The organism is Stutzerimonas stutzeri (assembly GCF_024448695.1).
Classification (GTDB): Bacteria; Pseudomonadota; Gammaproteobacteria; order Pseudomonadales; family Pseudomonadaceae; genus Stutzerimonas; species Stutzerimonas stutzeri_T.
In genome coordinates, this window is record NZ_JAMOHY010000006.1 from 131,565 (window position 1) to 142,956 (window position 11,392).

Below are 11,392 nucleotides of genomic sequence, written 5' to 3' on the forward strand. Positions count from 1 at the left end.
TTCGACAGGCGTCTCGCTTTTCAGTCTAGTGCCTGACCATCCGCGGATTTATCCATGCCCAGCCCCGCCAGCCATGCGCAGCTCGCTGAACGCTTTCAGCGGCTCGATACGTTTCTCGTGCAGTATCAGGCGCTGTGGCGACCCCGTCCCTTCACTCATATCCGACTGCCCTGGGAAGCGGATCATCCGCAACTGGCCGCCTGGCTGCGCGCCCGCTCTCTGGAAGCAGCCGAAGCCGCGCACAATCATCCCGGTGCACTTTTGGCCCCGACTCCCTTCCAGGCGCTGGCCGAGCAGGCGGCAGCATTGACCCGTGTGGACGAACTGCCCATGCGAACACTACCCGCCAGTGATCCCCGCCAGGCCACGGACGTACCTGGACGCAAATGGCTGCAGATCCAGTCGTTCAGCGCAGCACTCGACTTTCGCGAGCGCCCCCGCCACTGGCTCGACTGGTGTGCCGGCAAAGGCCATCTGGGTCGTCAGCTGGCAAGCAACGGCACGCCCCTGACCTGCCTGGAATGGGACCCGACACTGGTCAATGCAGGCGCGCAACTCAGCCTGCGTCTGGGCATCGACGCAAGCCACATACAAATGGACGTAATGAGCGCCGAGGCAGCCGCTCAGCTTGACCCGGTCTCAACCCCGGTCGCCCTGCACGCCTGCGGCGATCTTCACGTTCGTCTGCTACAACTGACCATCACCCAGGGCTGCCGACAGCTTGCGCTGGCGCCCTGCTGCTACAACCGCATCCAGGCCGAGCAGTATCAGCCGCTTTCCAGTGCCGCCCGGCAATCATCGCTGATACTTTCACGCGACGATCTGGGCCTTCCGCTCAGCGAAACCGTTACCGCCGGCACACGCGAACGCCGCCAGCGCGACCAGTCCATGGCCTGGCGGCTGGGCTTCGACCTCCTGCAACGCAAACTGCGTGATGACGACAGCTACCTGCCAACGCCTTCACTGCCAAGCGCCTGGCTGAAGAAAAGCTTCGAGCAGTACTGCCGCGACCTGGCTGCCCTCAAGGGCATCCCCGCCCCCCTGACCGAGCCATGGCAGCAGCTGGAACAACGCGGCTGGCAGCGCCTCGCCGAAGTCCGCAATCTGGAGCTGCTGCGCGGTCTGTTCCGTCGTCCGCTGGAGCACTGGCTGCTGCTCGACCGCGCCCTGCTGCTGGCCGAAAACGGCTATCAGGTGCGCCTCGGCACCTTCTGCCCCACCGCATTGACGCCACGCAACCTCATGCTGATCGCCGAGCTCGACACCCCCCTCGCATAAGCCTCAACAACACCACGCAACCAACTGGAAAGAAACAGGTTTACTCGCCGCAACCAATCGCTATAATGGCGCCCATAATTTAGCCGGTATAGCTCAGCTGGTAGAGCAACTGACTTGTAATCAGTAGGTCCCGAGTTCGACTCTTGGTGCCGGCACCATATTCAAAGCCCCGCAATGCGGGGCTTTGTCGTTTCTGAACGTCTAGCCTTCGTCTTTCACAACGCTCTGACGTCCCACCCGGGCTTTACGTGTTTTTTAATGCAAACCGAGTGGGTGGTGAAAGGACCGGCGCAGCCCAGCAGCCACACGCGTGCGAACCGCCATCGGGAAATAGCCCGTTTGTCAGCCCCGGCAGAACGGAATTGTTTATTCCCGATCGTCGATCCCCTATGCTGCTTTTGCCGGAACCGCCGAACCGCGAGCCAACTTCAGGTCGGACTAGAACGGAAACAAGTATCAATGGCTGCCCTAAAAAAGAATATTTGGCTATTGTTCTTCCTGCTCGTGCTGTCAAGCACGGTCCTGCTGGTAAGCATTTCGATTTCGCGCTGGAACAGCCTCACCGAATATTACCGTGTGAGCCAACAAGGGCTGGCGGCTCAGTGGTTCGGGGCATTCTCGTCAATTCTCGAACAGCAGGAAGCCATCCTCACCTTGATGGGTGAAGACCTGCTCAAGCGCGAGGCCAATAGACCTGAAGATCTCCAGGCCCGGCTGGACGACCTGATGAACCTGAACCCGGATTTTTTTTCAGGGTTCGCATTGATTTCACCCCAGGGTGAAGTGCTGGAACGCACGTCAAATCTCAACAACAGCGTGACCAACATTCTCGATGCGCCCGAGGTGCGTGATTCCTTCGCCTACGCCCTGGAAACAGACAAGATGGTTCTTGGCCGCACGTATTTCGCCCCGCGCCTTGCTATTCCCGCGCGCAAGGCAATTCGAAACAACCAGGGCGAAGTACTCGGGGTCATGACTGGGGCCTTGAGCGTCACGGGCGCCGACGGCTACTTTGCTCATGGTCACGTATTAGGGGACTTCAACCGCATAACGATTCTTCGCAGTCGCGACCACTACGTTCAGTACGCCACCAGTGATGAGCTGATCAAAGGCTTTCACGAGCAGCCCATGGCCCAACCGGCCTATGGGAATCTCATGCAGATTCTGCAGGATTTCTCTGAACCTGCCTCTTCGATGGCCCTGTCTGATCGCACCCAGATCGGTTTCCGTTGGGATGCGGGGGAAGATCGCGGCATGGTTCGAGGTGTGGCCATATACCATCCCCGGTATGAATTCTGGCTTATCTCGGAGATTGAAGATGCCTTCCTGATAAGAGAATTCCTGGATATCTTTGCCAGCTACCTGCTGGTTATGTTGGTGTTCACGGTGAGTATGTATCTACTATTCCGTCACATTGACCGGATCGAGAAAGGCCGACGTGGGGAGCTGATCTTTCAGGCCAACCATGATGCATTGACCCAACTACCAAACCGCAACTACCTGACTTCCACCTTTAACGAGTGGATGCATGAAAAACCCGCATTCTCACTTCTGTTTATCGATCTGGATAGTTTCAAGGGTATCAACGATAGCTTTGGCCATACCGTCGGCGATGGCATCCTTGTTGAACTTGCCAAACGATTTAAAGCCAACACCAACCATAACGAGTTACTGGTTCGCCATGGCGGTGACGAGTTCGTCCTGCTGACAGCGGGCACTGACCTGGAGCAGAGCGAACAACGAGCAGCGGCACTGATCTACCAGGCCTGTGAGAATGTCTGCGCCTTCGACATGACCTTCTCCCCCGGCTGCAGTATCGGCATCGCTCGTTTTCCAGAACATGGAACCCGCCTGGACGAACTGCTTCGGGCTTCAGATATAGCCATGTATGAGGCGAAGAAAAAGCGCAATAGCGTCGCCATTTTCAAGCCCAGCCTGGAACAGCATTACTTGCAGCGGCTCAAGATTGAACAGCTACTCAGGGGCGCTGAGCAGCGCGGTGAGATTTACATGACCTACCAACCCCAGTTAGATGCCGCAGGTCAGCTGCATGGCGTTGAAGCCTTGGTTCGTTGGAAACATCCCGAGTTGGGACTCATCCTGCCGGACCAATTCATCGGCGTAGCCGAACAGTCTGGCGGAATGGGCAAGCTCGGCGCCTACATCGTTGATCAATCACTCAACCAGATTCAGACCCTTCGCCAACGCTACAAGATGCATTTCAAGCTATCGATCAATATCTCCCTGCGCCAGTTCGCAGAGACCGACTTCGCAGACTATTTGCTGGCGAAGCTACTGGACGCAGGCATGCCGGCGCACGCTGTGTGTCTGGAAATTACGGAGAACCTGTTGATCGAAGACCTCGATCACGTCCGTGGCGTTCTGCAAAAATTGCATTCGGCAGGAGTCCGAATCGCTTTGGATGATTTCGGAACCGGATATTCGTCACTCAGCATTCTTCGCAATCTACCGATTGACGAGTTAAAAATAGATAAGAGCTTCGTCAACAATATTCTGTCGGACGAAACCTCTTTGAAGATGGTAAAAACATCATCAATATTGGCCGTATTTACGAGATGGCTATTCTCGCGGAAGGTGTAGAAACCGAGGAACAGAGGCAGATGCTTGAAGATTGCGGCTGTGATCTGTTTCAAGGCTATCTGTTTGCCCGTCCGATGGCGATATCTGATCTTGAGTTATATATTGAGAACGAGGCTTCAAAGCCTGGACCCAGAGCAGGCACTCACTTCAGTACACAGTAGAATAATCATCAATTAGCGCCCCAACAGGTCCAGCCTGAGGTTGCTCTGTTGCCACGCACAGTCACGGCGTCTCGGGCAGACTGACGACGACTCATTAGAGCGTCCACATCTAGCCGACTGGCAATTTAGTAACCACCCGAGCCGGAACAAGAAGCAGGACTTCTGGCTGCCAGGCCAAAGCGCACAGGGAGAAGTGATCATGCTTAACGCAGTACTGGCCGGCAAGAAGCGAGGCACCGGCTTGCACAGCCTGCACGTGGCGCTGGAGTCGGCAGAAGGGGCCGAGGACGTGCTGACTGCCAGCGTTTTCGAGCGTTTGAGTTACCTGCCTGAACACCTGCTGACCCGCGTACTCAGCGAACTGCTGGGCGAAGCCTTTGGCCCGCTGCAGCGTATCGATTACTGGCCGTCGTGGTACCTGGCAGACGGCACTCGTGTCGAACCAGACGTGCTGCTGCAGGGCAGTGACTGTACACTACTGGTAGAGGCCAAGCGGCACGACCATATGCACCAGCAACTGGCTACTCAATTGGCTAACGAGCTCCTGGCCGGCTGGCAACAAAACGTACTGTCAGACCCCTGCATCCTGCTTACGCTGGGTGGCCTGAACGACTACGGCGAAGCCGGTCGCCAGCGACTGCTGACGGAGTTGCTACCTTTTTTGCCTGACGCCAGCACTGGCCGCTTCAGGCTGGTCTGTGCGAGCTGGCAACAGCTGTATCAGACGCTCGAAGCGCACTTGCCACCTGACTCGCCACCCGGCTGCCTGCGTCTTCTGGACGATATCGCCAAGTGTTATGCCTGGCATGGCTTACGCACGCATCCCATGCGCTGGCTCGCTGATCTGCGACCGGTCACGCTCGACACCCACCCCGGCGCATTTGCTACTTGGAGCCTGAAATGACCGTAACCCTCCAGGATGCCTTGTTGGATGTACGCAAGGCCTATCGCCTGCTGGCTGACTATCAGCAGCGCATGTTCGAGCTGCTGGGCTATATCCGCGAGCAGCTTGGCGCTACTGCTTACCACCAGCAATATGTCTATCCCTTACCTCAGGGGCTCTATGGGCTGGAGAAGCGCGAAAACAGCGGTCGGCGCTACCTGCCGTTCTACGACCTGTCGGCGATCTGGCTGAAAAACAGTGGCCAGGAAGCACCCTGGGACAATCACCGGTCGGGCGACTTGATGTTTGGCGCCTGGGTTCGCAGCGATACAGGGTTCGACCAGTACAGCGGCGAGTTCAGTTCCGAGCCCGTCGAGCAAACCCGCAGCGAGTTGGTGTTATCGGTGGTGGTTTGCGACATACCGACTGCCAAACCCTGCAACTGGTACGGCAACGTCTGGCAGGGTATCGATTACCCCGAAGACGGCCAGGTGAATGTCACTGACCTGCCTGGCTACCGCTGCTTTTCCAAGGCGATAGCGCTCGCTAAGCTGGCTGACAAGGCGGCCATCCAGGCTGCCTTGGATGAATGGCGCACACTGGCCAGCCGCAAGCTTGAGTTGCCTGTCAGGACTTTTTAGCGCTTAAGGGCCAGGCCAGGCGTCGCGCCGATGGCGATAGCTGCATCGCAAAAACCACAACCCCGATGAGCATCAGCCACCCAAAAATTGCTTCCACTAATCATGATCTCAAAGCACAACCGACGCTGCCCTATCCGGCAATACAGCGGCAAACCGTCTAACAAACAGTTTTTCCTGGGGGAAGCGTAAAGCGAGCAGGCTATATCCCGACCATCAGCGCAGCGCTAAGATTCGTGCCCTTCTGCTTTTCAAGCTGACCCATGCGCGGTCGGCCACGGCTCAGAGACACTTTCATGATCAACGTTGAGCACATGGCCTCCATTCTTGATGCTCTGCCGGACCCTGCCTTCATTCTGTCTCGCAGCGGGAAATACGTTGCGGTGTTCGGTGGTCGTGATATGCGCTATTACCACGACGGCAGCAGTCTCGTCGGCCAGTACATTTCAGATTTGATCAAACCCGAGAAAGCGAACTGGTTTCTTGAACAGATCGGTCGGGCGCTGGCATCTCAAAAATTGCTGGTCGAAGAATACGAGCTGAGTAATCGCGATGTGAAAGGGCTATCCGATGATGGCCCCAAGGAGCCGATCTGGTTTGAAGGACGCATCCAGGCACTGAGTTTTTTGGTGGATGACGAGGACGTGGTGCTCTGGGTCGCAAGCAATATTTCAGAACGGCACTATCTGGAAGTCAGGCTGAGGGAGCTGAGCGACACTGATCAGCTCACGGGCCTATTCAACCGAAGAAAGCTGGAGCATGAGCTAACACTTCATTACGAGTCGTTCAAACGCCATTGCGTGCCGACCTCCATCCTGATGCTCGACTTGGACAACCTGAAGAAAATCAACGACACAAAGAGGCATCACATCGGGGATGAGATGATTCTGGCGGTGGCCGACACGTGCCGCGCTACGCTTCGCATCACGGATACCGCCTGCCGTTTTGGCGGCGATGAGTTTGTGATTGCGCTGCCCAATACGAATCCTGACCAGGCCTTGCAGTTCGCCATACGCCTGCATGAGCAGTTCCGGAAAGCGTTGTGCCGGTTTTCCGTGGACGACACCGTCGCTACAGCCAGCATTGGCATTGCGACCATGGTGCTCGAAGACCAGTCTTACGAAGACACGCTCAAACGTGCTGATCAAGCCCTATATAAAGCAAAAGGCAAAGGCAAGGACCGGGTCGTTTTAGCCTGACGACCACCCCTCGCGACAAAGACTCTGAACCCTATCGTCAATGAAACCTCGGCACCGTCAAGCCTTCTGAGCATTCAGTTCATCAGCGCACCTCCATCTGCCGCAAGTCCGCTACTGCTCTAGCCTGCAGCGATTCAGCGCACCCGCCACGCGCTCATCCTTCCAGCTGTCTCCGGAACATGCCGTGCTAAACGAGGTCTGCTGAGCGTCGCCGCCTTTCAGCGCAGAGTCAGCCGTAAGGAGCTGGACAACCGGATGTCTGCAGTACGAACTCTCTTCAACAAGATAAAGCTCTACCTGTTCAACGCTTCGTGGATGATGGTGGAACGGCTGCTGCACATCGGCGTGGGCTTTGTCATGGCCGTTTTGCTGGCGCGCTATCTGGGTCCCGAGCAGTTCGGCATGCTTTCCTATGCGATTGCGATGACGGCCATCTTCGCTTCTGCCGGCCACATGGGCCTGGCCGGTCTGGTGGTACGCGAGGTGGTGCGCAAGCCGGACATCATCCCCGAAACCCTGGGCACCACCTTTGTCCTGAAACTGTCAGGCATGGCGCTCGGCTTCAGCCTGGTCCTGCTTTATGCGCTGCTGTTCGAGGAGGTCGGCGGTACCGAATTCTGGATGCTGCTGATCGTTGCATCAGCGATCTTTTTCCAGACCTTCGATGTGGTGGAGTACTGGTTTCAGTCACAGGTGCAGGCCAAGTATCCGGCCATTGCCAAGTCCGCGGCGATGCTGCTGGCCGCAGGCATCAAGCTGCTGCTGATCCTGTCCGGTGCGGGGCTCATGGCGTTCGCCTTCGCCCATGCTGCGCAGTTTTTGTTCGCCGCGCTGCTGCTGGCATTGCTCTACAAGGGCACCACCCGGCTCTCACTGACGAGCTGGTCAGCCAGCTTTGCGAAAGCCAAGGAGCTGCTCAGCCAGGGCTGGATTATCTACCTCGGGTCGATCTTCGCGGTGATCTACATGAAGATCGATCAGGTCATGCTCAAGTGGATGATCGATGCCGAGGCGGTAGGCGTCTACGCCGTCGCCGCGCAGCTCTCGGAAGCCTGGTATTTCCTGCCCACCGCCATCGTTGCATCCTTCTTTCCCAAGCTGATCAAGTTGCACGCCGACGACACGGCGCGGTTCAACCTGCGCTTTCAGCAGCTGTTCGATCTGCTGTTCATCCTTGCCATCGCGGTCGCCATCCTGGTCACGCTCGTCGCCGCACCGCTGATTGCCCTGCTGTTCGGCGAGGAATACCGGCAGTCGGCTTCGATCCTCGTCATTCATGTCTGGGGCGGTGTGTTCATCTTCATGCGCGCACTGTTCAGCCGCTGGATTCTGATCGAGGGCGCCCTGATGTTTTCCCTGGTGACCCAGGGACTTGGCGCGCTGGCCAATATCGGCCTCAACCTGCTGCTGATCCCGCGCTACGGGGGCGAAGGCGCGGCGCTGGCGACCGTCATGTCCTACGCCATTGCCTCGTACGTCGCACTGCTGGGGCACCGCAAGACCCGCCCCGTGTTCTACATGATGACCAAGTCCATCTTCAGCCCTTTCCGTTATGCCTTCAGGGCCGCAGGAGCCATCCGATGAGCCTCAAGTCCCTCGCCCAAGCACTGCCCGAGCCGATCAAGTCCGTGCTCAAGGCCAGCCGCGACAATGTCAGCCTAGGACTGGTCCGGCTATGTTCCGGCAACGGCTTCCTCGCTTCGCTGTACTACTGCTTTTTCAGTCGAGAGTTCTATCGCGAGCATCGCGCCGTGCTGCTCGGTCGCCTCCAGTTCGCCCGGCTGATGCGTAGCCAGGGTGAGAATGACGCCTTTCTGCGGCGCAATGTGCATCGCCTGGAGAAGGGACTGATCATGCGTCCGCGACGTGGCACCTTCGCCGAGGACTACATCGGCGAAACGGTTCGCTGTTATGCCGGAGCAACCCAGAGCGGAACCTTCGACGGCCAGCGGCGCTGGGCCGGTGACGTGCTTGGCGCCTATTTTTCGGCTGTCGAAAGCACGCCGCGCATTGACTCGGCGCGGAATGCGTTCAGCCGCGCACAGGCACCCGACGAATCCGGCCAGTGTGTGCCCTACCCGCACAACCGGTTACCGGCATGTCCGATCAGCTACGACCAGCTGCTGGTGCTGTTCCAGCGCCGGCGCTCGGTGCGCTGGTATCAGGACAAACGGGTCGATAACTCACTGATCGAAGAAGCCGTGCGGGCGGCCAGCCTGGCGCCTTCTGCCTGCAACCGTCAGCCGTTTCGCTTTCATGTCAGCAACGATCCGCACAAGGCTGCCGAGATTGCCCACTGCGCGGGCGGTACCGGCGGCTTTCATCACAACCTGCCCTGCGTGATCGCGGTGGTAGGCAATCTGGGCGCCTATCCCGAAGCACGCGACCGTCATGTCATCTATATCGATGGCTCCCTGGCGGCGATGCAATTGATGCTGGCGTTCGAGACCCTTGGCCTGTCCACCTGCCCGATCAACTGGCCGGACATCGAGGAAAAGGAACGCCTGCTGGCAGAGAAACTTGGGCTGGCCTACCACGAGCGCACCGTGATGCTGCTGGCGGTGGGCTACGCCGACCCCACCGGCGGCATTCCCTATTCGGACAAGAAGACCGAGCAAGACCTGATCGTATTCAACTGAGGTAAACAATGATCATCGAAATCAGAAAGGCAGGCTTCGTCAACAAAGGCGCCGAGCTGATGCTGCATGCCGCGCTGCAGAAACTGAAGGCTCGCTACCCTGATGCCACCTTCGTCATGGCGCCGACCACCGAAAAATCCGATCACCCGTTCCGCAAACTGGTGCAGCTGGGCTTCTATCCCAAGGCTTCACTGTGGCGCTACGGCATTCAATGGGGAAATCTGGCAATGCTCGCGCCGCGCCCGCTGCGCGAGATGTACGGCGTCGTACTGGACAAGGAGGTCGATGTGGTGATCGACGCAGCCGGTTTCGCCTACAGCGACCAGTGGGGCGACGAGCCGAGCATCGAGCTGGCGCAATCGGCCAAGCGCTGGGCCAGGAACGGCACCCGTGTAATTCTCTTGCCCCAGGCGCTAGGGCCGTTCACCAGCGAAAAGATCCGCACGGCCATGCAGGGTGTGGTCGAGCACGCCGACCTGATCTTTGCGCGTGAGCGCATCTCCTTTGAGCATCTGACCGATCTGGTCGGCCAGCGGGACAACATCAGGCAGGCCCCCGACTTCACCAACCTGATCAGCGGAGTGCTGCCGGCGAACTTTGATGTCGAGCAGAATCGCTTCTGTATCGTTCCCAACTGCCGGATGCTGGACAAGACCGATAAAGCGACGCGCGATGCCTATCTGCCGTTCCTGATCGAATGCACCCGCTATCTGCTGGAAAAAGGCGCCCGGCCTTTCGTACTCGTCCATGAAGGCCAGGCCGACCTGAAGCTGGCAGAACAGCTGTCGGCTGCCGTCGGCGGCATCAACATCATTCGGGAAAGCGGCCCGCTGGAGATCAAGGGCATTCTGGGCGCCTGCGATGGCACCCTCGGCAGCCGCTTTCACGGTTTGGTCAGTGCCCTGTCCCAGGGCGTTCCGGCGCTGGCCACGGGCTGGAGCCACAAATACCAGATGCTGTTCGAGGACTACGGCTTTGCGGACGGCCTGATCGATGTGACGGCCAGCCCCGCTGAAATCAGGCGCAAACTCGATCTGGTGACAGACCAGAGCACGCAGATCCGAACCCTGATCCAGACGCGCACCGGACAGCTCAAGCAGCAATCGGAGCAGATGTGGCAGGACGTCTTCGAGGTGATCGACCCCATCGCCCGCAGCCGGGACCAGCAGGCACAGCGGAAAAGGGCCGGCGCGGCCTGAGGGGCCATTCGCCGGGCTACTCGTAGGGACAGATAAATTCAGCCAGGGATTGGCCAAGGCCGAATGAATTCGGCCCGGTAGAAAGACTTACTTTTTAGTGTCGGCTTACGCCTTGCAGAGGTTCTTCCCGCCCCCTCGACTCGGCATCGGAAACCACACCGATGCGTCGCAGATACCATTGCTGCGCCAGCCAGAAACAGCCCCAGCCCAGCAGCACGCCGAGGGTGTTGGCCAGCATGTCGCCCAGCGAAGCCCAACGATTGGGCAACAGACCCTGTGCCAGTTCGATCAGTACGGCTGCGCCAAGGCACGCCGCGGCGGCCCAGACGACTCGCCACTGCGCAAAGGCCAGGCGCAGCGTGAACATCAGCGCGGCGAAACCGAGCAGGTGATGCAGCTTGTCCTGCTGGTCGAACACCTGCGGGACTGGTTCGGGGCGCAGGCCAGTGAAGAGGATGACCGCCAATACCGCAATAAAGGGCAGCACGCGCAGGTAATTCATGGGCAATAGAAAGCTCTCGCTGTACGGGGTGCAAAGGCAGGGAATACTTGCTGGCAGGCCGAACGGTGCGGCACAGAATATCAGGTGACATGCCGGCGATAACTGTCGGCTTGCACGCTATGAGGACGAAAAAGCTCGATAGTTCGTCCGCTTCCGTGGAAAGTGACCAGACGGTTCTCACTCGACATTTCACAAACGGAACCGCGCGTAACGGGTCCGAACTGATAGCATTCCGCAAACGCGCGGGCGCCTGGCAAGCACCTCGGACTCCTCGGCACTCCTTCAGTCTCGA

At 58.4% G+C, this 11,392-nt stretch carries 8 protein-coding genes, 1 tRNA gene and 1 pseudogene; 9 read left to right on the forward strand and 1 reads right to left on the reverse strand.

What is annotated here, in order from left to right; all coding sequences use genetic code 11:
• Positions 1–54: 54 nt before the first annotated feature.
• The 9 genes and pseudogenes from NAV32_RS08010 to NAV32_RS08050 all read left to right on the forward strand — a co-directional run bounded on the left by NAV32_RS08010 (position 55) and on the right by NAV32_RS08050 (position 10,598).
• Positions 55–1,278 carry a methyltransferase gene (locus tag NAV32_RS08010; RefSeq protein ID WP_256052276.1) on the forward strand — a complete coding sequence of 408 codons (1,224 nt, stop codon included), beginning with the start codon at positions 55–57 and terminating at the stop codon, positions 1,276–1,278.
• A gap of 82 nt (positions 1,279–1,360) precedes the next feature.
• Positions 1,361–1,436: transfer RNA gene (locus NAV32_RS08015), tRNA-Thr, on the forward strand.
• Between the two features lie 1,234 nt (positions 1,437–2,670).
• Positions 2,671–4,040, forward strand: a pseudogene (locus tag NAV32_RS17680) (putative bifunctional diguanylate cyclase/phosphodiesterase).
• A gap of 199 nt (positions 4,041–4,239) precedes the next feature.
• Positions 4,240–4,944 (forward strand): F-box domain-containing protein, encoded by a 705-nt coding sequence (locus NAV32_RS08025; RefSeq protein ID WP_256052278.1) that lies wholly within the window; start codon positions 4,240–4,242, stop codon positions 4,942–4,944.
• Entirely contained in the window at positions 4,941–5,564 is a 624-nt protein-coding gene (locus tag NAV32_RS08030; RefSeq protein WP_256052279.1) for a hypothetical protein, read from the forward strand. The genes NAV32_RS08025 and NAV32_RS08030 overlap by 4 nt, the downstream gene beginning before the upstream one ends.
• 293 nt (positions 5,565–5,857) lie before the next feature.
• Positions 5,858–6,760, forward strand: coding sequence for a GGDEF domain-containing protein (locus NAV32_RS08035; protein WP_256052280.1), 903 nt, complete (start codon positions 5,858–5,860; stop codon positions 6,758–6,760).
• Between the two features lie 255 nt (positions 6,761–7,015).
• Positions 7,016–8,344 (forward strand): flippase, encoded by a 1,329-nt coding sequence (locus tag NAV32_RS08040; RefSeq protein ID WP_256052281.1) that lies wholly within the window; start codon positions 7,016–7,018, stop codon positions 8,342–8,344.
• Complete coding sequence (locus tag NAV32_RS08045; RefSeq protein ID WP_256052282.1) at positions 8,341–9,399, forward strand: nitroreductase family protein; 1,059 nt, start codon at positions 8,341–8,343, stop codon at positions 9,397–9,399. The genes NAV32_RS08040 and NAV32_RS08045 overlap by 4 nt, the downstream gene beginning before the upstream one ends.
• An 8-nt stretch (positions 9,400–9,407) precedes the next feature.
• Positions 9,408–10,598 (forward strand): polysaccharide pyruvyl transferase family protein, encoded by a 1,191-nt coding sequence (locus tag NAV32_RS08050; protein ID WP_256052283.1) that lies wholly within the window; start codon positions 9,408–9,410, stop codon positions 10,596–10,598.
• Between the two features lie 94 nt (positions 10,599–10,692).
• Here NAV32_RS08050 and NAV32_RS08055 read toward each other — a convergent pair whose 3' ends face one another.
• Positions 10,693–11,100 (reverse strand): VanZ family protein, encoded by a 408-nt coding sequence (locus NAV32_RS08055; RefSeq protein WP_256052284.1) that lies wholly within the window; start codon positions 11,098–11,100, stop codon positions 10,693–10,695.
• Positions 11,101–11,392: the final 292 nt, after the last annotated feature.

What these genes read in the sequence shown, in the direction of transcription:
- NAV32_RS08030 (WP_256052279.1), top strand. Translation starts at nt 4,941, where the DNA reads ATGACCGTAACCCTCCAGGATGCCTTGTTGGATGTACGCAAGGCCTAT.
- NAV32_RS08055 (WP_256052284.1), bottom strand. Translation starts at nt 11,100, where the DNA reads ATGAATTACCTGCGCGTGCTGCCCTTTATTGCGGTATTGGCGGTCATC.
- NAV32_RS08025 (WP_256052278.1), top strand. Translation starts at nt 4,240, where the DNA reads ATGCTTAACGCAGTACTGGCCGGCAAGAAGCGAGGCACCGGCTTGCAC.
- NAV32_RS08050 (WP_256052283.1), top strand. Translation starts at nt 9,408, where the DNA reads ATGATCATCGAAATCAGAAAGGCAGGCTTCGTCAACAAAGGCGCCGAG.
- NAV32_RS08040 (WP_256052281.1), top strand. Translation starts at nt 7,016, where the DNA reads ATGTCTGCAGTACGAACTCTCTTCAACAAGATAAAGCTCTACCTGTTC.
- NAV32_RS08045 (WP_256052282.1), top strand. Translation starts at nt 8,341, where the DNA reads ATGAGCCTCAAGTCCCTCGCCCAAGCACTGCCCGAGCCGATCAAGTCC.
- NAV32_RS08035 (WP_256052280.1), top strand. Translation starts at nt 5,858, where the DNA reads ATGATCAACGTTGAGCACATGGCCTCCATTCTTGATGCTCTGCCGGAC.
- NAV32_RS08010 (WP_256052276.1), top strand. Translation starts at nt 55, where the DNA reads ATGCCCAGCCCCGCCAGCCATGCGCAGCTCGCTGAACGCTTTCAGCGG.